Origin of the sequence: Mesorhizobium sp. M0615, assembly GCF_040320805.1 — a bacterium.
GTDB lineage: Bacteria > Pseudomonadota > Alphaproteobacteria > Rhizobiales > Rhizobiaceae > Mesorhizobium.
The window spans coordinates 333750-360262 of sequence record NZ_JAMYQI010000007.1 but is presented as its reverse complement, the minus strand read 5'-3'; the positions used below and the strand labels follow the sequence as shown (position 1 = coordinate 360262).

Below are 26513 nucleotides of genomic sequence, written 5' to 3'. Positions count from 1 at the left end.
CTCGATAATTTTTCGGCCTATGGCTCCGGCATCCCACTCATCTTTTTGAAACATTCGTCAAACGACAGATTACGACAGAGGTCGCGAAGAACGCCTGCGGGCACTTGTTGTGTGGCATCGGGCCGTGAGAATGTTTTCGCGGGCTCATTTGAGCCAGAAAGCGCGGCAGCAAGTTTAACAAGCACAAAGATGATCATAACCCATACCCACCCGGAAATAGGTGATTGACGCGCCGAACCGGTGGCTTGGCTCGATGGTGCGATCGTTTCGGGCTCAGGGTCCTGTTGCGGCGCGGACGCCATACGATATTGGGGTGCCGTCTCAGGATCGATTAGCGCGTGCAACCAGTCAAGCTGTTGACGCTCCCAATAGTTTGATCCGCGATTGTGTGTCCAGCCAAAGCGTTCGTCAAGCAAGTCAAGCAAGCGCTGCATCATCCAGGGCTTGGCCGACGGACGCTGCCGCTCGCCGAAGCCTGATTGTTCGCAAACATAGGTCCGCATGCGGGTTTCAAACTCTTGAATGTCATCAATCGTCTGTAGGAGCTCGCCATCCAGAATTGCCAGCCAGCTGTCTATTCTCTGCCATTTTCTTGGTTCGGTGATAAGCGACTCGACAGCTTTCATGGCGCGAAGGGCAGGCGCTTCGGTGGCAATTGAAGCCGTGCGGGCTGGAGCCGCTTCTTTCGGTGCATCTGGTTCGATATTTTCGATAAGGAGCGTCTCGATATCATCTTCCATGGCCCGCAAAGCGCGTGCTTCGAGGATAGCGGGAAGCGGACTCTCGTTGGACAGTGGCACGTTCTTCAACGCGGGCGTGTCGGTGTCTTCGGCAATTTGTGTCTCGTCAGGGGAAGTAATTTTCTTGAAATACTCCCGCCGGTTGACCTGATCGCGCGCCTGCTCGAATGCGTGACGCAATGCAATGAAGCTGTCGCGATCCTCATCGACGTTGATTAGTTTGAGCTTTGTAGCGTAGGCGCGCTTGATCTCGCGTTCGGTGACGTCTTCCCGGTCGGATATTCCGAGCATGGAAAACGCATCAATAAACATCGTACTTCTCTAACGCTTCGAGTTTTCCCGTGATTTGGGATCGCACTGCGGCGATTTCCTTGGGATGTTGCCGGGCAAGGATTGCCTCGAATTCCCCAAGCCATGCCGACAACATCTTGCGTTGCGGCCCCAAGGCATTTTCAAAAGCTTTCGTGATGCGCGCGACGAGCGCCGCGTTAAACGCTTCTTCGCGTGGATGGATTTTGATCCGTTCAAGTTCTGCCAGGCGTTGCAGAATGTCTTTTTGCGAAAGAGCGCCCGGATTGCCTTCTATGACAAGTCGATGAGCCTTGCCATTAGTGACGACCGTTGCGATGACTTCAAGCACTCCGGACGTATCGTAGGTAAAGCGAACATCGACCGCTTCATTTGCGTTGCGGTTGACGGGAACAGGAACGCTCAATGTACCTATCTTCACATTGTCGCGTACCAGCGGCGCCTCGCCCTGAAAGACATTGAGTTCCACTTTCTGCTGACCAGGAACTACAGTATTGAAACGCTCAACCCGGCTCGCTGGAATAACCGTGTTGCGCTCGATGATTGGAGCAAAATATCCGGGCAGGGTTTGGCTATTCGGTCCGACTTGATGATTTGTCTCGATACCCAAGGTGAAGGGTGAAACATCGGTCATGACGATGTCGTCGAGCGCCTGATGCCGGGAAGCAAGCCCGGCCTGTACCGCCGCGCCCAAGGCCACGACATGGTCAGGGTCGAGATCATGTTCCGGAAAACGCTTGAAAAGCTTGGTTATTGTAGACTTGATGATTGGCATTCTCGTTGCACCGCCAACGAGAATGATCCGGTCGATCTGGTCGTTGCTTAGGTTTGCGTCGCGCATCGCGCGCTGTAAAGGGGCCTTCATCCGGTTGACTAACTGCGTCGTTGCCTCCTCAAAACGATCTGCAGAGACGGAAAGATGCTTCTGTTCGCTGTCCAGGACATATCGGATATCGGCGTCTTTGCTGGTTGAAAGCTTGTGCTTTGCTTCGTCAGCCAGCGCACGCAGCCGTGACAGATCTCCCTTTCCCAAATCTTCACGGCCAAGATCCTTGCCCAACAACGCCACAAGGATATCCGTGAAGTCTTCTCCGCCCAGAAATGCGTCCCCGGCCGACGCTCGCACCTCCATGACGCCAGAAAACATCTCCAGAATTGAAACGTCGAATGTGCCGCCGCCAAGATCCACGACAAGAAAGGTGCTTTCATCGTCCTTGCGATGCAGGCCATAAGCCAAGGCCGCCGCGGTCGGTTCATTGATCAGCCGGCTTACCTTAAGACCCGCGAGTTGTGCGGCAGCGATCGTTGCCTTGCGTTGCACATCGTTGAAGTAGGCCGGCACGGAAATAACCGCATCGTCAATAGGGTGCTGGAAATGCGCCTCGGCGTCCGCTTTCAAGGAGCGCAGAATGAACGCGGACAACTCTTCCGGTCGAAATGCCTTGCGGCCGAGACGAACCATGTGATCCGTGCCCATATAACGCTTGAATCGTGCCGTGCTTATATCGGGATTGGACACGAGCCTGTCCTTGGCTGCCTGGCCGACCAGCAAGTCACCATTGTCGCTAAGCCCCACGGCAGAAGGCGTCAGAAAAGCCCCGATAGCATTGGGGATCAATATGGGGCCTTCTTCGGTAAAATGAGCTACCAACGAATTGGTCGTGCCAAGGTCAATGCCGAGAATTGGGAACTCAGACAAACAAGTCTCCATGAGCGGTTTCGAGGTGGCTTGTCATTAAGACGTATGTGACTTGCGCATACTGTACTTGGCATAAAACTCAAAATGGAACTTATCTGAATGATAAAACCCATGTGAAGAAAATTCACCCGACAACGCGTACACGGTTACGTGGCGATCTCGCGGCGCGTTTCACTACATGCGCTACTCCGTTCCGGTCGACATTCGTGCAACAACAAAAGAGGCAGGCGCCGGAGCGCCTGCCTTTTTTAATGCAGGTGGGAAGGGCCTGCGCTTACGCCGCTGCAGCAACCTGCTGGCTCGCAGCCACCACGGCATCGACCTTGGCCGTCGCATTGGCGAGCGCGGCGGTCACGGCGTCGGGACCCATGCCGACGCCTTCGATCCGGATGACGTCGACGTCGGTCATGCCGAGAAAGCCGAGCACGCCGCGCAGATAGGGGATGGCGTGATCGAACTGCACGGCCGCACCTTCGGAATAGATGCCGCCCGAGGCGAGTACGATATAGACCTTCTTGCCGGTGACGAGGCCCTTGGGACCACCCTCGCCATAAGAGAAGCTCTTGCCGGAGCGGGAGATGTGATCGACCCAGGACTTCAGGGTCGAGGAGATGTTGAAGTTGATGAAGCCGGTGGCCAGGATCACGGTGTCGGCTGCGAACAGTTCGTCAAGCACGATGTCGGAGACGCCGACGACTTCGGCTTGGCGCGGCGTGCGGGCTTCAACGGGGGTGTAGATGCCGGTCGCATAATCGGTGTCGATATGCGGCAGCGGGTTGGCCACGAGGTCGCGTACGACGAGCGTATTCGACGGGTCGGCGGCGACGAGCTTTTCAGCGAATTCGGTAGCGATACGGGTCGAGTGCGAGGCAGCGCCGCGCGGGCTCGAGGTTACAAGCAGGATAGACATAGCGGTTCTCTCCAGTGGGAATTGATTTCTCCCGCCTGATATGGGCCTACCGACCCATTCAAAAAACTGGTATATTTTCTATACGATCCATCCATAAAGTAGGTATGCCGTGCAGCCCAATCCGACGCTCGACCAATTGCAGATCCTGGTTGCGGTCGCCGACACCGGCAGCTTCTCAGCCGCCGGCCGCAAGCTTAACCGCGCGCAGTCCGTCATCAGCTACGGCATCGCCAATCTTGAAGCGCAGCTTGGCCTGAAACTGTTCGAGCGCGAGGGCACGCGCGAGCCGCAGCTGACCGAAATCGGCCGGGCGATGCTGGAGGACGCCCGGCGCATGGTCGGCGTGCTGCAGCGCATCCGTTCGCGTGCCGACGGTCACCATCAGGGGCTGGAGGCTGAAGTTGCGCTATCGGTTGACGCGGCGCTGCCCTCGCCGGTGCTGGTGCGGGTGCTGAAGGCGTTCGAGGCGCAGTTCCCGACCGTGATGATGCGACTGCATATCGGCACGCTCGGTCTGATCCCCGACCATGTCGTCAGCGGACAGTCGGATCTTGGCATCGGTGGCTTGCTGGGCGAGGTCGACGTGCATCTCGTGCGCATCGGCTTCATGTCGATCGTGCTGGCTGCCGCCCCCACCCACCCTCTGGCACTGCTGCCGAAACCGGTGGCGCTCGAGGATGCGCGAGAGCACACCCAGCTGGTTGTCAGTGACCAGTCGGAACGCACCAAGGGACGCGACTTCGGCGTCTTTGCCTATCGTACATGGCGGCTGACAGATGTGCGTATCAAGCATACGTTGATGCGCGAGGGGCTGGGCTGGGGCGGGTTGCCGCGCTGGCTGATCGCGGACGATTTGGCCAGCGGCAGGCTGGTCGAACTCGACCTTGAACCTTTTAGCGAGGTGCGCTCATCGCTCTATGCCATGCACCGCGCCGACCGTAGCCCGAAACCGGCGGCGGCCTGGCTGATCGACCAGTTCAAACGCCAGCTCGGCTGCTTCAACGAGTTCGACCCGGACGACCTGCCTGAAGATGAGCCGGAGACAGCCCATCGATCAGAGCCATGAGCACGGCGCGATAGTCTTCGGCCGAGGCGCCGGCCTCGACGGCAAGTGCTGCGCGGTCGAAGGCAGCGGCGAGCAAAGCGGTCAGCGCATCGGCCGGCAGTCTGGTCATCGACTGTTCGCGCATTGCCGCAACCAGGCCTTCGCGCAGCGACCGGTTGCCGTGGCGATTGTCGATCGCATCCATGGCGGCGCGGCCAAGCACGGCCGGCCCGTCGAGCAGCAAAAGCCGCGTGCGGCCGGGCGCGCGCATGGCGGCGAGATAGGCGTCCGAGCCGGCAATCAGCGCATTGCGGGCAAACAAAGAAGGCGGCGAGGCGCGCTCGATCTCTTGCGCCACCGCCGCCGCCTCCTGCTCGACCACGGCGGCAAACAGCGCCTGCTTGTCGGCAAAGTGGTGATAGAGCGCGCCGCGGGTGACGCCGGCGGCCGCAACGATCTCCGGCGTGCCGGTCTCGGCATAGGACTTTTCGATGAACAGTTTGCGCGCCGCAGCGATCAGGTCGGCGCGCGTCGCTTCGGTGCGGTCGCGGTTGGAGCGGCGCGGGGTTTCTCGTTGCATACATGCAGCCTGTATGTTATTTCGAATTACATGCAAACTGTATGTTGGCTGACGGGAGAAAGAAAGATGAAGACGACGAGCTATTATCCGGTGCTGATGACGGGCGACGTAGCCGGCACAAAAGCCTTCTATATCAATCACTTCCGCTTCAAGCCGCTGTTTGCGAGCGACTGGTATGTGCATCTGCAGTCTGCCGAGGATCGCCGGGTCAATCTCGGTATCGTCCAGGGCGACCACGAGACGATCCCCGAGGGGGGGCGCGGCCGCACATCGGGGCTGCTGATCAATTTCGAGGTGAGGGATCCTGATGCTGTCTATGAACGGATCGTTGCGGCCGGCCTGCCGATCCTGTGCCCGCTGCGCGACGAACCCTTCGGCCAGCGCCATTTCATCACCAGGGATCCCAATGGCGTGCTGATCGACGTCATCAAGCCGATCCCGCTCAGCCCGGAATTTCAGGCGCAATTCGCGGCGGGCGCGGCGGGCGCCTGAACAATGGCAGCAAATGTCGGCAGCGGCTCCGGCCGCTGTGGCCGGATCCGCACCATGCGGTCTATGTTGGTGACGTTGAAGCTGGGCCTGCCGCATGCGTGACATCTGCCTTGTTCGGGCGCCATCCAATCTCGGCCTTCGGCCCTTGGAGCCGGGCCATGTGCCCGGCACCTGGCGTGCGCCGCAAGCGCTGAGCCAAGCTGGTTTGATCGAGTCGCTGGCGCCGGGGCGGGTGGTCGATCTCGACAGACCCGCCTACAGTACCGAACCGCAACCGGGCACTAGGCTGCGTAATGGTCCGGCGATCCGCCGCTTCAACCTCGATCTTGCCGAGATCGTCACCCGTGCGCTTGGGCAAGGCGAGTTCCCGCTGATCATCGGCGGCGACTGCTCGATCCTGCTTGGCGCACTGGTCGCCGCGCGGCGCTCGGGCGCAGTCGCCCTGGTCCATGTCGATGGCCACAGCGATTTCCGCCATCCCGGCAACTACGATGTCAATGCCTCACTCGGCTCGGTTGCCGGCATGGATCTGGCACTTGCCACCGGACGCGGCGAGGCTTTGCTGGCGCAATGGCCAGGTGTTGTCGGTCCGCTCGTCGCCGACGAGGCGGTGGTTCAGATCGGCGAACGCGAGAGCCGCGATGCCGATTTTGCCTGGCCCGACATCAATGCGACCGCCGTGACGCGCATCGACGTCTTTGCCGCGCAGGAACTCGGCGCGGCTGGAGTGTTGCAAAAGACAAGAGCGACGCTGGCGCGCGCCGGCTGTCCCTACTGGCTGCATCTCGATGTCGATGTGCTCGACCAGACGGTGATGCCGGCGGTGGATTCGCCCGGCAGCCCCGGCATCGACCCCGATGAACTCGTTGCCATTCTGTCGGCGCTGGCAGCGGACCAGCGCTGCACCGGCTTGGACATGACGATCTACGATCCCGACCTCGACCCGACCGGTGACCTTGCGCGACTGCTGGTGTCGCTGCTCGGGCGGGTGCTCAAGCCTCGATAAAGGCTCAGCTCGCCCTTGCTACCGGCGTCACCGTCACCTGGCTGACGCCGGTGCGGCGCACCACTGTGCATAGCGTCTCGCGGCCGATGCGTTCGGCGTCGAGCATGCGCACGAGGTCGTCGACGCCGGTGACCGGGCGACCGTCTATCGCCGCGATGATGTCGCCTTCCCTGAGGCCGGCCTTCGCCGCGGGTCCGTCTTTCTCGACGCTGCGCAGCCGCACCGCAGTACTGGTGGTCACCTGCGACAGGAGCGCTGCGCGGCGCGGCAAACTGGTGGTGTCGGCCGAGATGCCGATGAAGGCGCGCCGCACGCGGCCGAAGCGGATGATCTCCGAAATGACGAAGTTGGCGGTGTTGGAAGCGACCGCGAAGGCGATGCCTTGCGCGCCGTGGATCATGGCGGTGTTGACGCCGATGACTTCGCCTGCCGACGACACCAGCGGTCCGCCGGAATTGCCGGGATTGAGCGCGGCATCGGTCTGGACGACATCGTCGATCAGCCGCCCGGTCGAGGCGCGCATCGAACGGCCAAGTGCGGAGACCACGCCTGACGTTACGGTCCATTCGAAGCCGAGCGGATTGCCGATGGCAATGGCGATCTGGCCGCGCCGCAGCCGCTTGGAATCGCCGAGCGGCGCGACTTCGGTGAAGCTGCCATCGGCGCGCACCAGCGCGATGTCGGTGTCGGGGTCGCGGCCTAGCACGCGGCCTTCGCTGGAGGCGCCGTCGGGCATAGAGACGCGCACCGTTTTGGCATCGCCAACGACATGGAAATTGGTAACCACCAGCCCGTCCGGGGTGATGACGAAGCCGGAGCCATGGCCACCTTGGCCACCGACGCGCTCGATGCGGCAGACGGCTGGGCCGATGCGGTCGACGGCGTCGGCGACTGTCGTCGAATAGGCGTCGAGCAGTGTGTCGTCGGTCTCGAATTTGTGGGCGGCGAGGGCCATTGGCAGGGCTCCGTGTTTTCAGGCGCGATGATGACTATATGTGCGGAGCGGCTCGAACTGCCGCGACCTGACCAGATGGCCAGTCAAACCAGTAACTAGCCGTCAGACGAGTACCTCCGGGCGCACTGCCGAGCGATATCTGGGGCATGAGAAAACCCAGGAGATCATCATGAGTGACTTCAACCTTAATGCATTTTCCGAGGCCATCGCCGATCTCGCCGCCAAGGCTGCGCCGGCAACGGCAAGTTTCACCACCCATCACCATCGCACCGCCAGCGCCTTCCACTGGCGTGACGGCTATTTCGTCACCGCCGAGGAAGCTGTCGAGGCCGGTGAGGAGATCGAATTGACATTGGCTTCGGGCGAAGTGGTGAAGGCCGAACTGGTCGGTCGCGATCCGTCGACCGGCGTAGCGCTTCTGAAGCCGGCCGGCGCGGTCGCGGCGCCTGCGCTCGCCAAGGCTGACGCGGTACGGCCGGGCAACGTCGCCATCGCTGTCGGCAGCAGTCAGGGCTCGGCGCTGGCTGTCTCGGGCTCGGTCGGCGAGGTCGGCCCCGCCTGGCGCTCGATGCGCGGCGGCAGCATCGATCGGCGCATCAATCTCGCCGTCAATGCCGGCGGCCGTTTCGAGGGCGGGCCGGTGCTTGACGCCAAGGGCGCGCTGATCGGCATGCTGCTGTTCGGGCCGCGTGGTCGTGCGCTGGTCATGCCTTATGAGACGGTCGAGCGGGCCGTGGCGACGCTGCGTGAAAAGGGCCATGTCGCGCGCGGCTATCTCGGCGCCGGCCTGCACCCGATCCGTGACGGCGCGGCGCGCGGCGCCATGGTCATGAGCCTCGACGACAATGGTCCGGCCAAGGCCGCCGGCCTTGCGCTGGGCGACATCATCGTGGCGTGGAATGGCGAGGCCGTGCACGGCCCGCGCGAACTGATCCGAAAGCTCGGGCCGGATAGCGCGGGTGCCGCGGTGACGCTCGGCGTGGTGCGCGGCGGCGAGCAGCGCGATGTCGCGCTGACCGTCGGTGAAAAGCCGCTGAGCTGAGAGGGCCGATGGAAAGCGACACGCTGACAAGGCCGGAGGCGGGTGGGCCGGAGGTGGGTGGGCCGGAGGTGGCGGGCGGCGGACGCCAGCTCGTGGTGCTGATCGCGCTGCACGATGCCGCGCGTGCCGAGCGCCTGTCGGCTTCGCTTGCCATGGCGGACGATCTGCTTCCGGTCGTGGCCGGCAGCGGGATTGCCGACGTCGCTGTCGTCGATGACGCTGTTGCGAACAGTGCGGCCTGGCTCGATCGGGCCGATGGTGGCAACAGCGCAATCCCACGGGTGCTGCTATCCGCGAGCGCTGGCCGGCCAGAAAACCGGGTGCTTGCCGTGCTGCCTTTGGCGTCGGATGCGAATCTGATCGCGGCTGCCGTCAGACTAGCGGCGGCCGGCTACCGGGTGTCCAGGGATGGGCGTTCGACGCCCGCTCGCCACGACGATTTCGATGGCGCCGCCAACGGCGGAAGCCATAGCGGGCTGTTCGGCGAGGAGCTGTTGGACGATGGCGCTACCGCCCGTCCGGCGCTGTCGCCGCGCGAGGCCGAAGTGCTGGCGCTGCTGGCCGAAGGCGCGCCCAACAAGGTGATCGCGCGGCGGCTGAACATCTCCGTGCATACGGCAAAGTTCCACGTCGCCGCGATCCTGATCAAGCTGGGTGCTGCGAACCGCACGGATGCCATCGCGATCGCGATGCGGCAGGGCCTGGTGCTGGTCTAACCCCCTTTTCCGTTTGAGCCTACGTTGCGTAACCCGTTGCAGGCTGCCGAGGCCTTGCGCAGTGCATTGCCGCCGCGCAATGGTTCGCGTCAGTGATGTAGCAAGGGAGGTGCCAAGACATGTCGCTCAAGGGAAAGACGCTGTTCATCTCCGGCGGGTCGCGCGGCATCGGTCTTTCGATCGCGCTGCGAGCTGCGCGCGACGGCGCCAATGTGACGATCGCGGCCAAGACCGCCGAGCCGCATCCGAAGCTGCCGGGCACGATCTACTCGGCAGCTGAGGAGATCGAGCAGGCCGGCGGCAAGGCGCTGCCTGTTTTGTGCGACATCCGCGAGGAGGCGCAGGTGGCTGAGGCGGTTGCCAAGACCGTCGAAAAGTTCGGCGGCATCGATATCTGCGTCAACAATGCCAGCGCCATCCAGCTCACCGGCACGCTGGAGACGGACATGAAGCGCTACGATCTGATGCACCAGATCAACACGCGCGGCACCTTCCTGGTGTCGAAAATGTGCATTCCGCACCTGAAGTTGGCAAGCAATCCTCACATCTTGAATCTGGCGCCGCCGCTCGACATGAAGGCCAAATGGTTCAAGAACCATGTCGCCTACACCATGGCCAAGTTCGGCATGTCGATGTGCACGCTGGGGATGAGCGCCGAGTTTGCCAAGGACGGCATCGCGGTCAATTCGCTGTGGCCGATCTCGACCATCGACACGGCTGCGGTGCGCAATCTGCTCGGCGGCGCGACGGTGGCGGCGATGAGCCGCTTACCCGACATCATGGCCGATGCCGCACACGCCATCTTCCTGCGGCCATCGCGCGAGACATCAGGCAATTTCTACATCGATGAAGAGGTGCTGCGGGCCGAGGGCGTGACCGATTTCGCGGTCTATGCGCCGGGCGCGACCGGGCCGCTGGCCGGCGACTTTTTCGTGCCGGACGCGGTATTTGCCAATTCGCCGACGAACGTCAAAAGCATCTACTGACGGAAATCACGGGCCGACGGCGCTGCTTCCTCATCCACCTGCCGGCGTTTTTCGAAAAACCAAGCAATTGGCTTTTCGCCCGCTGTGCGGACCAGCCTCACCTCCCCATGAACGGGGAGAAAGGGGCTCATCACTCCTCGCCCTTCTTGCCTTTGCTCAGTCCCATCAGCCGGTCGATATAGGCCAGCATCAGCGCCGAGACGACGAAAGCGAGGTGGATGATGGTCAGCCACATCAGCTGGTCGATCGTATAGGAAGACGAATTCAGGAACACCTGCAACAGGTGGATCGAGGAAATAGCGACGATGGTCGAGGCGACCTTGACCTTCAGCGAACCGACATCGATCGTACCCAGCCAGTGCACACCGCCATCCTGGTCGTCGAAGCGGCTGACGAAATTCTCGTAGCCGGAGATGATCACCATCACCACCAGCGAGGCGACAAGTGCGGCGTCGATGAGGCCGAGCATCTTCAGGATGGTGTCGGTGTCGTCGAGTGTGAAGGCGACCATGACGAACTCGTAGAGTTTTTTGCCGAAGGACAGCGCATAGACGGCGAGCGCTAGGGCCAGCCCGATGTAGAAAACCACCAGCAGCCAGCGTGAGGCGAGGATGATCGATTCGATGGCGAGTTCGAGACGTTTCATGCAGCGGTTCCGGTCAGCTTTCTGAGGTCGACTGGGGTATTTCGATCAGCTTGCCGCAGTTTGCAAGGCAAATTGCGACGCAAAAAAACCCCGCCGGGAGGGCCGGCGGGGTTCAATGCATCCCGCTGGAGTCGGGACGGGGCAGGGAACGCCCAGGCTTGAATCTGGGGAGGGCGGCCGCTCTATTCAATGAGCCGGTTCTAATACCAGTACAATTCTTGCTGAACCGGGATTGCTGTCCGCAGCTCGACCCATCCCGATCTGCCGGGATGGGTCCTTGTTGTCGATCTGATTCCAGAAAGCTGCTCAAGCCATTGGAAAGCAGATCAATTGTTACTCGCCACCGGTGCCACCAGCGAGGTGATGCGACGGATGCCGACACGGCGGTTCTCGCGGTTGGGCGCCGTGGTGTTGACCTTCAGGTATTCCTCGCCATAGCCCTGAGTGGTCAGGTTTTCCGGCGGGATCCCGAAGGCATTGGTCAGCGCTTCGGCGACAGACTCAGCGCGCCGGTCGGACAGAGCAAGGTTTGCTTCCGGCGTGCCAACCGCATCGGTGTGGCCTTCGATCAGGAAGGTTTCGGCCGGGTTCTTCTTCAACAGTTTCTCCATGGCCGTGGCGACGCCTTCCAGTTTCTGCACTTCGGTGTCGGATATCGAGGCCGAGCCGAACTCGAAGTTCAATGTATCGAGGTCGACGCGACGGGCAATGTCGCGCACGCGCGCCGAACGCTTCACTTCGTCGATGGAATAGAGGCGCTGGACCTTCTCCACCGGCGGTTGTTCGAGGAACTCGTAATAATCGTCCGGGCTTTCGACATCTTCCGAATCGAGGATGTACTCGCGGCGCGGGATGGTGAGCCGCATCGGCGGCAGGTCGTCACCGGGATCGCGCCAGTCATTGTCGTCGTCATAGCTGCGCTCGTCGACATAGCTCAGCACATATTCGTGCCCATCCGGCGTGATGCGCGATCGCCTGATGACGTCGCCATTGCGGTTGCGGATGGTGACGATCTGGATGCCATTGTCGCGCTCGACGATTTCCCGAGAGCGATCGCCCGACAGTTCCTCATAGTAAACATTCCTGGCGCCGCGGTGCATGCGCGGAGCGTCATTGCTTTCCACGATCGTCTGGTTGTTGAACTGCAGGATGACGCGGTCGCCGAGTTCCTTGACGACGTCGACGCCTTTCGGACGCCGGCGGTCGCGGACGTTCTCATCGGGTGCACGCTCGACGCGTTTGCCTTTTTCCTCCGTCACCGGGGCGATCTTTTCTGGCTGAATTGCCTGCTGAGCTGACTTGTCGTCGATGGGCGGCGGTCCCTGGTCGACCGGAGCCGGCTTCGGGGCTTGCGCCTCGGTGCCGCCCTGAGCGGGCTGCTCGCCCGTCTGGCCGCCAGCATTCTGGCCGTTCCCATTTTGGCTGTTGCCGCCCTGGTCCTTGCGGTGCTTGCGCCTGGCATCCTTCTGGCTGTCCAGGATGGGTGCTTCGTCGGGGTTGGCCGTGGCTTCGCCTTGCGCCGGCGTCTCACGTTGCGCGGGCTGCTCGGCATTGGCCGGTTGCTCCGCAGGCTGTGGTTCACCGGTCGCAGGCTGCTGTTCGCCCGTCACCGGCTGTTCGCCGACAGTTTTTTTGCCGTGCTTTTTCGCCTGATCCTTCGGCTGTTCACCTTCGGCGGGAGCCGCTTGCTGATCGGCCGGGGGCTGAATCGGCTCGGCCTGCGGCGCGGGCTCTTCGGCAGGCGCAACTTTGACGTCTGGCGCTTTGTCGGCAGGCGCGGCCTCAATCTGCTGATCCTGCTTTCGCTTTTTCTTGCCCGACTTGTTGTCGTTTGCCGGCGCCACCTGTTCGGTGGGCGCTGCCTGCTCGGCAGGCTGCTGGGCCGGCTGTTCAGCGGGCGCCGCTTCGATCTGCTGTTGGTCGCGCTTCTTCTTGCGTGGCTTTAGCGGCTGTTCTTCATTTGCCGGAGCTACCTGTTCGGCCGGTTGTTCAGCCGGTGCTGCCTCGATCTGCTGCTGGTCACGCTTCTTCTTGCGTGGCTTGAGCGGCTGCTCATCGGTCGCCGGCGCTGCCTGGGCGCCGCCCTCATCCGCAGGCGCCGCCTCGATCTGCTGCTGTTGATTGCGCTTCTTTTTGCGCGGCTGCTGTTCCTCGGCGGCAGGTGCGGCCTGTTCGGCCGGGGCCTGCTCGGTCTGCTGCTGATCCCGCTTCTTCCTGCGCGGCTGTTGTTCCTCGGCGGCAGGGGCGGGTTGCTCTGCAGCCGGTGCAGGCTGCTCGGCGGCCGGCGCTGCCTGTTCGGCCTGCTGGCGTTTCTTTTTGCGCGGCAGTTCCTGGTCGGTCTGCTGACCATCTGCAGCAGGGTCGTCCTGGACCAGGATCAGTGGCGCGGCCGTGTGCTGCAAGGGGCCGAAAACGGCGTTGCCCTGCAACGGGGATGCGCCCAACGGCGCGGATGCCATAAGCAGGCCAAGTGCCGTACCTGCCAGTACCCGTGGTTGGCGTTTCATCTTAAATTCTCCTTGTGGGGTCCCATCCCTGCCCAAACTGTCCTTGACCGGATTGGTTCCGGTTTGCGGGCATTACCCGCACCCAAGGACGATTGACCGGCGTTTTGAAGGCAACTTCATGTTTTTCCTATGGTGCGGCCGGAACTTGAAGTCACACAACAGCTTGACCTTGCCGCATGCGGAGGCCACATCTCGACCCATAATGGAAACGCCGTTCTGGAAGACCAAGACGCTGGAAGCGATGACGCCCACCGAGTGGGAATCGCTGTGCGACGGCTGCGGAAAATGCTGCCTGTCTAAACTCGAGGACGAGGACACCGGCGAGATCTACTGGACATCAGTCGGCTGCCGGCTGTTCGATGGGCAAAGCTGCCGCTGTTCGGACTATGCCAACCGGCTGGCGCGCGTGCCGGACTGTGTCGGGCTGACGCCGCAGAATGTGCGCACCATCACGTGGCTGCCGAAAACCTGTGCCTACCGGCTGGTTGCCGAGGGGCACGACCTCTATTGGTGGCACAGGCTGGTGTCGGGAAGTGCCGAGACCGTTCATGATGCCGGCATCTCCATGCGCGGCCGCGTCCGCGCCAGTGAGACCGATCTGGCCGAGCCGGACGACTATTTCGACTATATGCTCGATGACGAGCCCTGAGCATTCTGGAACGGACGCTGCCATAGGGCGTTCTGCGCCATTGGACGTTTTTGACGGTCAGGATCGTTTGCAGCGGTGGAAGGGGCGGTTGCTTTCAACCTGTCGGGCAGATTAACCGAAAATGAACGGCCGGTTCGCGAAGAGTTCAGATTGCAAGGAGCATTCTCCCCCCATCGGTTCGACCAAGACGGGCGCAAGCCCTCAACAAGGAGAGAAGACAATGTTCAACTCATTCAAGACGGCAGCCCTTTCGGGTCTCGTAGCTCTCGGCACGCTTGCCGCAGTGCCCGCCCAGGCGGACTCGATCTATCTCGGCTTCGGCAACAACCATGACCGCCGCGTCGGCGTCTACACCGGCGACGATGAGGACGGCTTTCGCCGTGACCGCAATTGGCGCCGCTGCTCGCCGGATCGCGCCCTCGACAAGGCCGAGCGCATGGGCCTGCACCGCGTCCGCATCGTCGATGTCAATCGCCGCGTGGTGAAGGTCGCCGGCCGTCAGTATGGCGATCGCGTTGTGATCGTGTTCGCCAATGAGCGCGGCTGCCCGGTTATTTATCGCTAAGAGAACCAGACTGATCTTCTGCGAAGATCAGTCTGGGATACGACCTTCTGCGAAGGTCGATCCGGAGGCATGTTCCTCCGCGAGGATCAGCCTGGAGTAGCGGCATGACCCTTCTAGGGTCAGCCAGGAGCCCCTTTCCCTCCGCGGAAGGGTGCGGCTCGAAAAAACCCCGGAGGCCAGTCCTCCGGGGTTTTTCATGTCGGCGATAGCGGTTCCGGCCGACGGGTTCAGCAGAACCGCGCCCGGCCCGGCGGCCTGCTACTTAAGCTCGAATGTCACTGTTACCTGCACGGCGTAGGCATTCTCGCCGGCCTGCACGGGAACCGCGGCGCCTGCCGCATCGAAGGCCTTGGCATTGATCGGCATCGGCGCCGGCGCAACGTTCTGGTCGGTGATTTCCAGCACCCGGCCGATGCTGACGCCGGCGGCTTCGGCCAGCGTCTTGGCCTTGGCCATGGCATCGGCGACCGCCTTCTTGCGGGCTTCGGTGACGGCAGCCTTCGGATCCTCGTTGGAGAACGAAATGCCGCCGCCCTGGTTGACGCCGAGCGACACAGCCTTGTCGAGGACCTCACCTGTTTTGTCGATGTCGCGAATGCGCACCGAGAGTGTGTTGGTCACCTGGTAAGCGACAAGCTCGGCTTCCTGGCTGCCGTCGGGCTTGTTGGTGTAATTGTAACGCGGGTTGATCTGGATGCCGGCGGTCTGCAGGTCGCGATCCTTGATCCCTGCCGACTTCATTGCCGCGATCACGGCGGCCATGGCGTCGTTGTTGGCGTCGAGTGCCGCGCGTGCGGTCTTGGCCTCGCGCATGACGCTGAGCGTCAGCAGCGCCAGGTCGGGCGCCACGGTCGACTGGCCTTCACCCGACACGATGATGCGGGGCGGGGGCAGCGAATCGGCAGCGCTTGCCATCGCCGGAAAAGCGATCGCGGCGGCAAGTGCGAGCGGCAAAATATGTCTGGTCATGAAAATCTCCTCGATGTGCGATCCAGTCGCGCCTGTCGACTAGGGCGCGAATATGGGCTGATTTGGGCGATCTCGGCCAGCCCGTCCGGAAAGCCTTGTGCCGCGCAAGGAAAAACACTAATCCAGCGCGCGTGGGGCCTGTAGCTCAATGGTTAGAGCCGGCGGCTCATAACCGCTTGGTTGGGGGTTCGAGTCCCTCCGGGCCCACCATTGTTATGGAGTGATTCGCCACGAGGTTCGCCGACAGGTTCGCCAAGCATCGGCTTGCGCGTGACCAGCCGCACGACTCGATCCATCCCCGGGACCGCCAGCCGCACCTGCGATGCCTCGCACGAATAGAGCTCCGCATGATCGATATCGTCGTGACCGAGACGTCCATCATCTGCCTGGTGAAGGCCTCGGCCTTCGCCAGATAAACACCGAGCGATTTCCTCAAACCATGCAGGGTAAGGCCGTTCGGAAGACCGGCAAGCTTGCACCAATGCGCCATCATTCCAGTCAAGGACTTGGCGGAGAAGGGCTCCCCATAGGCGTTGACCAAGACGGTCTCCCCGCGCCTGTCAGCCGCATCCAGGATCTCGGACAGCATCGGCGTGATTGGCACGAAAAGCCGTTTGCCGCCGGTTCCCCTTGTTCTTGGCCTGGACGATATCAAACCCCGTCGAAGTGCGCTCGATCTTGGAACCCCGGATCAGGATCGGCCGAATCGAACAGCTCAACGACGACTTTGAATTCATCGGCGTGACGCTGTCTCAAAAGGCCGATCGGATCGCACTGCGAGAAATGCGCCGGCACCTCAGCGTCAAGAACGGCGTGATCTGCATGAGCAAGGACTGGGACAGCCCCTCATGTGGGCGCACTACGCAGGCAGCCATAAGGGTATAGTCCTCGGCTTCGACGTGCCTGAAAAGGCACTCTATGATGTCGACTATGTGAAAAAGCGTCCGACGCTCACTGACATGGGCCTCAACATTCTGGATGAAATCACCCCCGAAGACATCAAACGTCTAATCCGGACAAAGGCCGATGGGTGGCCTATGAGCAAGAATATCGCGCCTACGTCGCGCTCAAAGACGGTGTCGAGGTCAATTGTGAGATGCACTATTTCATGCCCTTCTCGGAGAACATAAGCTGCGCGCGGTGATCGTGGGCTCACGCTACAAAGGCAGGCGGACCGAAATGGTGGCGGCCGTCAACGATCCGAGCGTCGACGTCTACATGGCGCGCGGATCGCTCGAGGAATTCAGGTGGTGCGACAGAACCAAGAGAGCATGTGGCCCTGACCATTATGGGTTGGGCGGCGTAGCTTTGGTGTCGCTGCTAAGGGCGGCGATGGTGTTGTTCAGCCGACGCAGCCTTCTATCCTATCGTTTCCTAGTACCTGCTCGTGCGGATCGCATGGAGGTCAAACACCATATACTCGGCCGGTTGGCAAAAGTGATGCGCCACGTCGTAGTCGCGCGCAAGTGCATCGACCATCTTGGGCGTTGGCTCGATCGCGAAGGTCCTTGGTACGGCAGAAGCGAGGTCATAATCGGGCCGATCAAAAACACGCGCGCATGGCGCACGCAGTCGGCGTCGAGATCGAGGTCGGCGAGCGCGGCCTCGCCGGTTTCCGACTGCATGAGACATTGCAGGTCGTAGTAATGGCCCGCTGCCCTGACGGCCGCAGTTCGCTGCGTCGGTCCCCAGCGGCGCGGTCAGTGAGCGATCACCACTTTGTCCCGGAAGGTTGGGGTCGCCTCGATCATGGTGTGCGGTACTGCGAGATCAACGCCTGCGTTGTCCTAACTTCTGCGGCATGCATCGGGCAGTTACTCGCAAATGCGCCGAACGCGTCGTAGCGTTTAGTGGGGGATGATGGTTTTGAAAAGGCCCACCGACGATTGGATGCATCGTCCGTTTTTCACAGGATGGACAACGCCTGGGATCGGTTTTACGAGTCAGCCCAACCAGCGGAGATGTTCGCGTCCCCAAATGAACAAGATGGACACCCAAAACAGCAAGGGCGGCGACGAGCGCTCGACCGCCACCAGCCTTCTGCGGCTCGGCATACGGTTGAAACTCTCCCGGCAGACGCGTGGGCTGACCTTGAAGGCGCTAGCTGCCGCCGCGAACTGCTCTGAAAGCCTGCTTTCCAAGGTCGAGAACGGCAAGGTCTCGCCCTCGCTTCCCATGCTGCACCGGCTTGTCGAGGTGCTTGGCACCAACATTGGCTGGATGTTCGAGGAATCCGATGGTGAGGAAGGCATCGTCTTTCGGGCTGGATCGCGGCCGTTGATCGCGCTCGATCCGCTTCGGCGCGGCGAAGGCATTTCGCTCGAGCGCGTCATTCCGTATTCGCCCGGCCATCTCCTGCAGTGCAACATCCATCACATCGAGGCGGGAGGTGAGAGCGCCGGCCCGATCCAGCACGCTGGCGAGGAAGTCGGCTACCTCCTGGAAGGTGCGATCGAATTGATGGTCGGCGAAAAGACGTTTCGCCTGTCGGCCGGCGATTCCTTCGTCTTCAATTCCGAACTGCCGCACTGGTACCGCAATGTCGGCGACGAACGCGCCAGCATTTTCTGGGTGAACACGCCGGCAACATTCTGATCGGGCGAGCCCCTCATTTCTCTTCGTTGATGCCAATTCAAGTCACTTGACAAGAAATCAAGCATCTTGAAATATGCTCTGCGCTCAGGCGCCACGTGAGCCCGATCAAGGGCCTTTTCGAGAAAACCAAGGGGAACCGGAATGCGTCTTACCAAGATCCTTTCAGGCTGCGCCGCAGCCATCGCCATGACCCTCGCCCTCGGCTCTGCTTCCGCCATGGCCGAGACCTATGCGCTGGTGACCATCAACCAGCAGGCCCTGTTCTTCAACCAGATCAATGACGGCGCAACGGCTGCCGCAAAGGCTGCCGGCGTGGACCTCGTCATCTTCAACGCCAACAATGTACCAAGCGCGCAGAACGACGCCATCGAGAACTACATCACCCAGAAGGTCGACGGCATCATTCTCGTCGCCATCGATGTCAACGGTGTGAAGCCGGCCATCACCGCGGCCAAAGCCGCCGGCATTCCGGTCATCGCCATTGACGCGCAGATCCCAAATGGCGACAACGTCGCCTTCGTCGGCGTTGACAACACGAAGGCAGGCGAGGATATCGGCAAGTTCTACGCCGAATACGTGAAGACTAAGCTGAGCGGCACCGCCAAGATCGGCGTCGTTGGCGCGCTCAATTCGTTTATCCAGAACCAGCGCCTCGACGGCTTCAAGAAGGCTGTCACCGACAGCGGCCAGAAGGTCACCTTCCTCGACACGGTCGACGGCCAGAACGTCCAGGACGTCGCCCTGTCCGCCTCCGAAAACCTGATGACCGCCAATCCTGACATGACGACGCTTTACGCGACCGGCGAGCCGGCTCTGCTCGGCGCGGTTTCCGCCGTCTCCAGCCAGGTCCGTACGGGCGACGTCAAGGTGTTCGGCTGGGACCTGACCAAGTCGGCGGTGCAGGGTCTCGAAGAGGGCTGGGTGGTCGCTGTCGTCCAGCAGGATCCGGCCGGTGAAGGCAAGGCTGCCATCGAAGCTTTCGTCAAGCTCAAGAAGGGCGAGAAGATCGACCCGATCATCAACGTTCCGATCACCATCGTGACCAAGGAAAATGTCGGCCAGTTCAAGGACATGTTCAAGTAGTATCCTCCCCGGACCGCTGGGCTGCGCATTGACCCGAGGGTTGCCTGCGCGGCCCGGCGACCGATTGAACATGTCGCGCCCAGAGAATTGGAACCATGATGAGCGATGGCGAGACCTACCGCGTCAGGATGACCGGTATTTCCAAACGGTACGGCCCTATCCAGACGCTGGACGATGTCTCGCTGAACCTGAAGCCTGGCGAAGTGCTCGGTCTGGTCGGCGACAATGGCGCCGGCAAATCCACCTTGAGCAAGGTGCTGTCCGGTGCGGTCATTCCTGATGCCGGCACCATCGAGATCGATGGCAAGGCGGCGTCTTTCTCGTCGCCGGCCGATGCCCGCGCCGCGCGGGTGGAGATGGTCTACCAGGACCTTTCGCTCTGCGACACGGTGGATGTGGCGGGCAATCTCTTCCTCGGCCGCGAGCCGCGTCGCCGCGTTCTCGGCGTCCCCTTTCTCGACAACAAGCGCATGCATGGCGAGACGCGCCAGATGCTCGACCGGCTCGGCATCGTCATCACCGACACCAGGCTCAAGGTCGAAAACCTCTCCGGTGGCCAGCGCCAGTCGATCGCCATCGGCCGCGCCGCTTCCTTCGATCCGTCGGTGCTGATCATGGACGAGCCGACGGCCGCCCTTGCGGTGGCGGAAGTGGAGGCGGTTCTGGAACTCATCCGCGCCGTCAGCGCCCGGGGCGTCAGCGTCATCCTCATCACCCATCGGCTGCAGGATCTGTTCCTGGTCTGCGATCGTATCCAGGTCATGTACGAAGGCCGCAATGTCGCCGAGCGCAAGATCGGCGAGACCAGCATCGAGGAGGTCGTCAACCTGATCGTCGGCCGCAAATTCACCGCGCGCTCGGCCCGCGCAAGCCGCGATGAGGGGGTCCAACCATGAACGTTACCTCCGCCGGTGTTGGCGCCTCGCCCAAACGCGCTCACAACAGCACGTGGAAGGATGTGGCGTTAGCCAATGGCAGCGTCGTCTCGATTGCGCTGTTCTTCATCGTCGTCTGCGCGGTCTTCTCGCTGATCACCGGTTCCTTCCTGACGACGCCCAATCTGCTCAACATCGCGCGCCAGTCGGCGCCGCTGCTGATCGTTGCGGCCGCGATGACCTTCGTCATCACCACCGGCGGCATCGACCTCTCGGTCGGCTCCGTGCTGGCGCTGACGGCAACGCTGTCGGCGGTTTTCCTGCAGGCCGACCTGCCATGGCCGCTGGTCGTCATCGCCATGCTGGCGCTTGGTGCTGCGATCGGCGCCTTGCACGGCTTCTTCATCGCCTACGAGCGGATACCGCCCTTCATCGTCACCCTTGCCGGGCTCTCCGTCATCCGCGGCGTGGCGTTGCTGATCACCGGCGGCTATTCGATCCCGGTCGAACCGACCAGCTTCTTCGTCAACATCGGCAGGGCCTGGTTTCTCGGCGTGCCGGTACCGGCGCTGCTCGCCCTTGTCGTGCTGATCATTGCCTATCTCGCCTTCAACCAGACGCCGTTCGGCCGCTATGTCACCGGCATCGGCGCCAATACAGAGGCCGTGCGCCGAGCCGGTGTCGATACGCGCTTCATGACGCTCTTCGTCTACATCCTGTCGGGCATGGCGGCGGCGGTGGCCGGCATCATCCTCGCCGCCCGGCTCGGTTCCGGCTCGTCGAATGCCGGCCAGGGTTTCGAGCTCGATGTCATCGCCGCCGTGGTGCTTGGCGGCACCAGTCTGTTCGGCGGGCGCGGTACGATCATCGGCACTGTGCTCGGCGCGTTGACCGTCGCGGTCATCGGCAACGGCTTGATCCTGGCGCACATGTCCCCATTCCTGACGCCGATCGTTACCGGCACAATCATCCTCGTTGCCATCTGGCTGAATTTCCGCCTGTTCAAGGGCGCAACGCGGAGCCGCTGACATGGATCATCTGTTCGACGACAAGCCAAGGGAACGGGCGCCGATCGGTGTTCGCTCCGGCACGGTGATGACCGTCACCGGCCCGGTTGCGATCGCCGATATGGGCGTGACGCTGATGCACGAGCATATCCTGCTCGATGGCGCGACATCGTGGAAATGCCCTTGCCATCCCGACGAGAAGAAGATCGCCGAGCAGCCGGTCAGCATGGAGATCATCGGCGAGTTGCGGATGAACCCCTACATGAACCGCGACAACGTCTCGCTCGACGACAGCGACCTGGCGCTGTCGGAACTGGCGAAGTACCGGGCGCTCGGCGGCCATACCGTGGTCGATGCAACCAATATCGGCATTGGCCGCGATCCGGCGAAGCTGGCGCGCATTGCCCGCGCGTCGGGACTGCGCATCGTCATGGGCACTGGCTTCTATCTGCAACACACCCACCCCGACTGGCTGAAAGCGATGGACGTCGACGATGTCACCGAATTCCTCGTCAATGATGTCGGCGGCGGGTCGGCGCAGCCCGAAATCATTGCCGGCATCATCGGCGAGGTTGGCGTCAGCAAGGATTTTACCGACGAGGAGCGCAAGTCGCTGCGGGCCTCCGCCCGTGCGGCCAAGATGACCGGCGTGCCGCTGACGATCCATCTGCCCGGCTGGGAGCGGCTGGCGCATGATGTGCTTGACGTGGTCGAGACAGAAGGCGCCGATCTCCGGCATACGGTGCTTTGCCACATGAACCCCAGCCACAACGATCTTGCCTACCAGCAAAGCCTCGCCGCGCGTGGCGCCTTCCTGGAATACGACATGATCGGCATGGATTTCTATTATGCCGACCAGGACGCGCAATCGCCGTCCGACGAGCAGAATGCGCAGGCGATCCGCTCGCTGATCGACATGGGACTGCTCGACAGGATTCTGCTGTCGCAGGACGTCTTTCTCAAGATCATGCTGACCCGCTTCGGCGGTTTCGGCTACGGCTTCATCCTCAAGCATTTCGTGCCGAGACTGAAGCGCCATGGTGTCGGGCAGTCGGCAATCGACACGATGCTCATCGACAATCCAAAGACTGTGTTCGCCGAGGGCCTCAGCCGCGGCTCCAAAACAAGATAGGGAGACTACATGTCCAGGAGGAAGGTTCTTCTCGCAGGCGAGTCCTGGGTCTCGACCGCGACCCACATCAAAGGCTTCGATCAGTTTCCCACCGTGACCTATCACACCGGTGCCGATGAGTTGCTGGCCGCGCTGAAGGACAGCCTATTCGACGTCACCTTCATGCCGGCGCATGAGGCACAGCGGAATTTCCCGCAGACCATGGAAGCGCTTTCGGCCTATGACGCGGTCGTGCTCTCCGATCTTGGAGCCAACACGCTGCTGCTTCACCCCGATACCTGGATCCACTCCAAACCGACGCCGAACCGGCTGCGCCTGTTGCGCGACTATGTCGGCAATGGCGGCGGCCTGTTGATGTTCGGCGGGTATTACAGCTTCCAAGGCATCAATGGTGGCGCGCGCTATCACAAGACGCCGGTTGAGGACGTTTTGCCGGTCATCTGCCTGCCGGTGGACGACCGTGTCGAGGTTCCAGAAGGCTATGCGCCGGTCGTCGTCGGCCCGCAGACCCATCCGATCCTCAAGGGCCTCGGCAAGGATTGGCCAATCCTGCTTGGCTTCAACGAGGTCACGGTCAAGGACGGCGCGGAAGTTCTCGCCACCGTCTCTTCCGACTACCGTTCGCTGCCGCTGCTGGTGACCGGCAAATATGGCCAGGGCCGCACCGTCGCCTGGACGTCGGATGTCGGCCCGCACTGGCTGCCGCCGGGCTTCATCGCCTGGAATGGCTACAAGACGTTGTTCGAACAGATGCTAGGCTGGGCAACGGCCAGGGATTAGCCATGCGCGTCCATGTCGTCGGTAATGTTTGCGTCGATACAACCTTTCAGTTGGACCGGTTTCCGGCGGCAGGCGAGACGCTGAACGCATCGGAACATGCTGACGGACTTGGCGGCAAGGGTGCGAACCAGGCGGTGGCCGCGGCGCGCACCGGAGCCGATGTTCGCTTCCGTGCCGCGATCGGCAACGATCCCGCCGGAGCCTGGATCGCAGAGCAGTTGAGCCGCGATCTCGATGCCAGCCATCTGGCGGTACTGCCACTGCCCAGCGATCGGTCAACGATCATGGTCGATGCGCGGGGCGAGAACCTGATCGTCACCGGAGCCAGTTGCGCCGCCGCGTACAATCCTATGGCCGACAGCGGTTTTACCCGAGCGATCGAACGCGGCGATATCGTGGTATTTCAGGGCAATCTGGCTCCGGATATGACGGCCACTTGCCTGAAGGTGGCGCGCGGCGCGGGAGCGATGACGATCTTCAATCCGAGCCCGCTTGCGGCCGACCACACACCGGGCTTGAGCGACGTCAGCGTCGTCATCGCCAACGCGGGCGAAGCGGCGCAACTGACCGGGGCTGGCGACCCTGCCATGGCGGCCCGCGACTTGATCCGTCAGGGCGCCGGCGCTGCCATCGTGACGCTTGGCGCACTCGGCTGCCTTGTCGCCGATGGCGAAGGACGGATCGACCGGATCGCGGCGCCCAGCGTGGCCGTGCTAGACACCAGCGGCGCGGGCGACGTCTTTTGCGGTTGCCTCGCTGGTTGCCTTGCGGCCGGCATGGAGCTCCCCGCGGCAGCGCGGATTGCGGTCCGCGCCGCAGCCATCTCGGTCGGGCGCGCCGGCACGCTCGGTTCCTGCCCCGACAGACGGGAAATGAAAGTGCTTATGGAAACGACGGAAGCGAAAACCGCATGACAAATTCCCCTAACTCCAAACCCATTGGCCAGGTCGCGGATGATGTGCTGCAGTCGATCTTCGGCAGGAGCAAGGTGGTGATCGGCGTTGTTCACCTTGCACCCTTGCCGGGTGCGCCGCGCTACGATGGCGAGGCGGTCGAGGCCATATATCAACGCGGCCTCGACGATGCGAAAGCCTATTTGCATGGCGGTTGCGACGGCGTGATCGTCGAAAACCACGGCGACGTGCCTTTTGCTAAGCCGGATGACATTGGGCCGGAGACTTCAGCCTATATGTCCGTCGTCTCCGACCGCATCCGCCGCGAATTCGGCCGGCCGATCGGCATCAATGTGCTTGCCAATGCCTCCATTCCCGCGCTTTCGATCGCCAGTGCCTCCGGTGCTTCCTTCGTGCGCGTCAATCAATGGGCCAACGCCTATGTCGCCAACGAGGGCTTTATCGAAGGCGAAGCGGCGCGCGCCATGCGTTTCCGCGCAAGGCTTCGGGCCAACGGTATCCGCATCTTCGCCGACGCGCATGTCAAGCATGGCGCCCACGCGATCGTCGGCGACCGGCCGATCGAGGAGCAGGTCAAGGACCTCGTGTTCTTCGATGCCGACGCGGTGATCGCCACCGGCCAGCGCACTGGCCACGCCGCCGACCTCAGCTACATCAGGATGATCAAGGACGCCGCCGGACTGCCGACGCTTGTCGGCAGCGGGGTGACACCCGACAACGCCAACGATATCTTGGACATCGTCGACGGCGTCATTGTCGCCAGCTCGCTGAAACATGATGGAGTGTGGTGGAATCAGGTCGATCCGCAACGGGTGAAGGCCTTCATCCGCGGCCTCAAGCGGTGACTTTAGTGCCGGAGATCGACGGCGAGCGGCTGCTGGGCCGGCTCGATGCCTTCGCCCGGATCGGCGCGACGCCAGCCGGTGGCGTAAACCGACAGGCGTTCAGCATTGAGGATCGCGGCGCCCGGCGCCTGTTGGCGGAATTGGCGCTCGCGCGCGGCTTCGCGGTTTTCCAGGACGCCATGGCAAACCTTTTCGTCCGCCGCGATGGCACGGATGCCACCCTGCCGCCGCTGCTGATCGGCAGCCACCTCGACAGCCAGCCGACCGGCGGGCGCTTCGATGGAGCGCTCGGCACGCTTTCCGCCTTCGAGGCGCTCGAAGCGCTGGAGGACGCGAGGGCCGAGACTCGGATGCCGATCGAGGTCGTCGCCTGGGCCAATGAAGAGGGCAGCCGGTTTACGCCGGGTGTCATGGGCTCCATGGCCTTCACCGGAGCCGACATTTCCGCATGGCGGTCCATAGTCGGCAGCGACGGTGCGTCCCTCGCAGAGGAGCTCGGGGCAACGATCTCCGCCTTGCCAGAGGCAACCCTTCGCCCCCTCGGCATGCCGATATCCGGCTACATCGAGCTGCATATCGAACAGGGACCGTCGCTGGAAAAGGAGCGGTTGCCGATCGGTATCGTCACAGCCGTGCAAGGTACGCGCTGGCTGGAGGTCTGCATTGAGGGCGCCGCCGGTCACGCCGGTACAACCGGCCTTGCCTACCGTAGGGATCCGATGGTCGCGGCCGTTGCCGCGATTCACAGGCTCCAGACGACCATCATGCCGTTCGACAGCAGCGCAAGGCTGACGGTGGGCCGGGTCACCGCCCAGCCGGGATCGATCAACGCCATACCGCAGTCTGTGGTCTTCGCCGTCGATATCAGGCATCCGCGGGTAGAGCGGCTCGATGCCATCGAAGCAGAACTGCGCCAGGTATGCGCGGCGGAGGCAGAAGCTCAGCATTGCACGGTAACGATCAGGCGGTCGTTCGACATGCCGGGGGCGGCATTCTCTCCCGATATGGTCAAAACCGTCGAGGAGGCCGCCAATTCCCTACAGCTGCCGCACAAACAGATGATCTCGGGTGCATTCCATGACGCGCTGTTCCTCGCCCGGGTGGCGCCTGCCGTGATGATCTTTGTGCCGTGCCGTGACGGGCTGAGCCACAACGAGGCGGAATATGTGGAGCCTGCCCACGCGGTTACCGGCGCGCGGGTTCTGCTTCAAGCGGCCACCGTCGCCGCCTCTTAGGCAGCGACGGTGGCACAGGCGTGCTGGCGTGAAGAGGCAACCCGTGGGACTTCCTGGTGCCCGTCCGTCATTTCGTGACGTCGGCGGGCTGCAACGGGTGATCAAGGCCGCCGAGCTGCGGCGGATTGATCGCGGACGTACGATCGGCCCACATTCAACACCTGACCCAGCAGAAAAGCCCACCAGATCCCTGGGCCGTCATTGACGCCGTGGGTGCTAGGCGGTGACGAT

General features: G+C 62.3%; 25 protein-coding genes, 1 tRNA gene and 1 pseudogene. 18 read left to right on the top strand and 9 right to left on the bottom strand.

Going from position 1 to position 26513, the window contains the following annotated elements:
• Positions 1-17: 17 nt before the first annotated feature.
• The 3 genes from NKI46_RS15055 to NKI46_RS15045 form a co-directional block, all read right to left on the bottom strand.
• Complete coding sequence (locus tag NKI46_RS15055; RefSeq protein ID WP_023749110.1) at positions 18-1052, bottom strand: hypothetical protein; 1035 nt, start codon at positions 1050-1052, stop codon at positions 18-20.
• Positions 1042-2748 carry an Hsp70 family protein gene (locus NKI46_RS15050; protein ID WP_196813689.1) on the bottom strand — a complete coding sequence of 569 codons (1707 nt, stop codon included), beginning with the start codon at positions 2746-2748 and terminating at the stop codon, positions 1042-1044. The genes NKI46_RS15055 and NKI46_RS15050 overlap by 11 nt, the downstream gene beginning before the upstream one ends.
• 274 nt (positions 2749-3022) lie before the next feature.
• On the bottom strand, positions 3023-3658 hold the full coding sequence (locus NKI46_RS15045) for an FMN-dependent NADH-azoreductase (RefSeq protein ID WP_023740183.1): 636 nt from the start codon (positions 3656-3658) through the stop codon (positions 3023-3025).
• A gap of 109 nt (positions 3659-3767) precedes the next feature.
• Between NKI46_RS15045 and NKI46_RS15040 the strand changes: the two genes are divergently transcribed.
• Positions 3768-4724: a LysR family transcriptional regulator gene (locus tag NKI46_RS15040; protein WP_023683802.1), complete on the top strand. Its 957-nt coding sequence runs from the start codon at positions 3768-3770 to the stop codon at positions 4722-4724.
• Here NKI46_RS15040 and NKI46_RS15035 read toward each other — a convergent pair.
• Positions 4657-5283: a TetR/AcrR family transcriptional regulator gene (locus tag NKI46_RS15035; RefSeq protein WP_023740182.1), complete on the bottom strand. Its 627-nt coding sequence runs from the start codon at positions 5281-5283 to the stop codon at positions 4657-4659. The two genes, NKI46_RS15040 and NKI46_RS15035, sit on opposite strands and share 68 nt — an antisense overlap.
• A 66-nt stretch (positions 5284-5349) precedes the next feature.
• Between NKI46_RS15035 and NKI46_RS15030 the strand changes: the two genes are divergently transcribed.
• Positions 5350-5775 (top strand): VOC family protein, encoded by a 426-nt coding sequence (locus NKI46_RS15030; protein WP_023705831.1) that lies wholly within the window; start codon positions 5350-5352, stop codon positions 5773-5775.
• 94 nt (positions 5776-5869) lie between these two features.
• Positions 5870-6781: an arginase family protein gene (locus NKI46_RS15025; RefSeq protein ID WP_352459476.1), complete on the top strand. Its 912-nt coding sequence runs from the start codon at positions 5870-5872 to the stop codon at positions 6779-6781.
• Between the two features lie 4 nt (positions 6782-6785).
• Here the strand turns inward: NKI46_RS15025 and NKI46_RS15020 are convergent, their stop codons facing one another.
• Entirely contained in the window at positions 6786-7736 is a 951-nt protein-coding gene (locus tag NKI46_RS15020; protein WP_023705829.1) for a S1C family serine protease, read from the bottom strand.
• 169 nt (positions 7737-7905) lie between these two features.
• Here NKI46_RS15020 and NKI46_RS15015 point away from each other — a divergent pair, with 169 nt between their 5' ends.
• The 3 genes from NKI46_RS15015 (at position 7906) to NKI46_RS15005 (ending at position 10480) form a co-directional block, all read left to right on the top strand.
• On the top strand, positions 7906-8778 hold the full coding sequence (locus NKI46_RS15015; protein ID WP_023740180.1) for a S1C family serine protease: 873 nt from the start codon (positions 7906-7908) through the stop codon (positions 8776-8778).
• 8 nt (positions 8779-8786) lie between these two features.
• Complete coding sequence (locus tag NKI46_RS15010; protein ID WP_155924148.1) at positions 8787-9494, top strand: helix-turn-helix transcriptional regulator; 708 nt, start codon at positions 8787-8789, stop codon at positions 9492-9494.
• A 119-nt stretch (positions 9495-9613) separates the two neighbouring features.
• Positions 9614-10480: an SDR family oxidoreductase gene (locus NKI46_RS15005; RefSeq protein ID WP_023740179.1), complete on the top strand. Its 867-nt coding sequence runs from the start codon at positions 9614-9616 to the stop codon at positions 10478-10480.
• Between the two features lie 130 nt (positions 10481-10610).
• Here NKI46_RS15005 and NKI46_RS15000 read toward each other — a convergent pair whose 3' ends face one another.
• Both NKI46_RS15000 and NKI46_RS14995 read right to left on the bottom strand, forming a co-directional pair.
• On the bottom strand, positions 10611-11126 hold the full coding sequence (locus NKI46_RS15000) for a TIGR00645 family protein (protein ID WP_023672463.1): 516 nt from the start codon (positions 11124-11126) through the stop codon (positions 10611-10613).
• Positions 11127-11452: 326 nt separating this feature from the next.
• Complete coding sequence (locus tag NKI46_RS14995; protein WP_023740177.1) at positions 11453-13633, bottom strand: OmpA family protein; 2181 nt, start codon at positions 13631-13633, stop codon at positions 11453-11455.
• Between the two features lie 202 nt (positions 13634-13835).
• Here NKI46_RS14995 and NKI46_RS14990 point away from each other — a divergent pair, with 202 nt between their 5' ends.
• Complete coding sequence (locus NKI46_RS14990) at positions 13836-14282, top strand: YcgN family cysteine cluster protein (RefSeq protein ID WP_023672465.1); 447 nt, start codon at positions 13836-13838, stop codon at positions 14280-14282.
• A 220-nt stretch (positions 14283-14502) separates the two neighbouring features.
• Positions 14503-14847: a hypothetical protein gene (locus NKI46_RS14985; protein WP_023713887.1), complete on the top strand. Its 345-nt coding sequence runs from the start codon at positions 14503-14505 to the stop codon at positions 14845-14847.
• 258 nt (positions 14848-15105) lie between these two features.
• Here NKI46_RS14985 and NKI46_RS14980 read toward each other — a convergent pair whose 3' ends face one another.
• Positions 15106-15816 carry an SIMPL domain-containing protein gene (locus NKI46_RS14980; protein WP_023705824.1) on the bottom strand — a complete coding sequence of 237 codons (711 nt, stop codon included), beginning with the start codon at positions 15814-15816 and terminating at the stop codon, positions 15106-15108.
• Positions 15817-15950: 134 nt separating this feature from the next.
• Between NKI46_RS14980 and NKI46_RS14975 the strand changes: the two genes are divergently transcribed.
• Positions 15951-16026, top strand: a tRNA-Ile gene (locus tag NKI46_RS14975).
• A gap of 65 nt (positions 16027-16091) precedes the next feature.
• On the opposite strand, the pseudogene NKI46_RS14970 reads toward NKI46_RS14975, so the two are convergent.
• Positions 16092-16447 (bottom strand): annotated as a pseudogene (locus NKI46_RS14970) (tyrosine-type recombinase/integrase); the annotation flags it as partial.
• A gap of 1346 nt (positions 16448-17793) precedes the next feature.
• Here NKI46_RS14970 and NKI46_RS14965 point away from each other — a divergent pair.
• The 9 genes from NKI46_RS14965 to NKI46_RS14925 all read left to right on the top strand — a co-directional run bounded on the left by NKI46_RS14965 (position 17794) and on the right by NKI46_RS14925 (position 26282).
• Positions 17794-18411: a cupin domain-containing protein gene (locus NKI46_RS14965; protein ID WP_023672469.1), complete on the top strand. Its 618-nt coding sequence runs from the start codon at positions 17794-17796 to the stop codon at positions 18409-18411.
• Between the two features lie 141 nt (positions 18412-18552).
• Positions 18553-19494 (top strand): ABC transporter substrate-binding protein, encoded by a 942-nt coding sequence (locus NKI46_RS14960; protein WP_023739627.1) that lies wholly within the window; start codon positions 18553-18555, stop codon positions 19492-19494.
• 95 nt (positions 19495-19589) lie between these two features.
• Positions 19590-20390 (top strand): ATP-binding cassette domain-containing protein, encoded by an 801-nt coding sequence (locus NKI46_RS14955; RefSeq protein ID WP_502896817.1) that lies wholly within the window; start codon positions 19590-19592, stop codon positions 20388-20390.
• Complete coding sequence (locus NKI46_RS14950) at positions 20387-21397, top strand: ABC transporter permease (RefSeq protein WP_352459478.1); 1011 nt, start codon at positions 20387-20389, stop codon at positions 21395-21397. Before NKI46_RS14955 ends, NKI46_RS14950 begins: the two co-directional genes overlap by 4 nt.
• Before the next feature lies 1 nt (position 21398).
• A complete protein-coding gene (locus NKI46_RS14945; protein WP_352459479.1) occupies positions 21399-22508 on the top strand; it encodes a phosphotriesterase family protein in 1110 nt (369 codons plus the stop codon).
• 9 nt (positions 22509-22517) lie between these two features.
• Positions 22518-23288 carry a glutamine amidotransferase gene (locus NKI46_RS14940; protein ID WP_352459480.1) on the top strand — a complete coding sequence of 257 codons (771 nt, stop codon included), beginning with the start codon at positions 22518-22520 and terminating at the stop codon, positions 23286-23288.
• A 2-nt stretch (positions 23289-23290) separates the two neighbouring features.
• A complete protein-coding gene (locus tag NKI46_RS14935) occupies positions 23291-24202 on the top strand; it encodes a ribokinase (RefSeq protein WP_352459481.1) in 912 nt (303 codons plus the stop codon).
• A complete protein-coding gene (locus NKI46_RS14930; protein ID WP_352746765.1) occupies positions 24199-25047 on the top strand; it encodes a BtpA/SgcQ family protein in 849 nt (282 codons plus the stop codon). The genes NKI46_RS14935 and NKI46_RS14930 overlap by 4 nt, the downstream gene beginning before the upstream one ends.
• Complete coding sequence (locus tag NKI46_RS14925; protein ID WP_023707684.1) at positions 25044-26282, top strand: Zn-dependent hydrolase; 1239 nt, start codon at positions 25044-25046, stop codon at positions 26280-26282. The genes NKI46_RS14930 and NKI46_RS14925 overlap by 4 nt, the downstream gene beginning before the upstream one ends.
• Positions 26283-26513 lie beyond the last annotated feature (231 nt).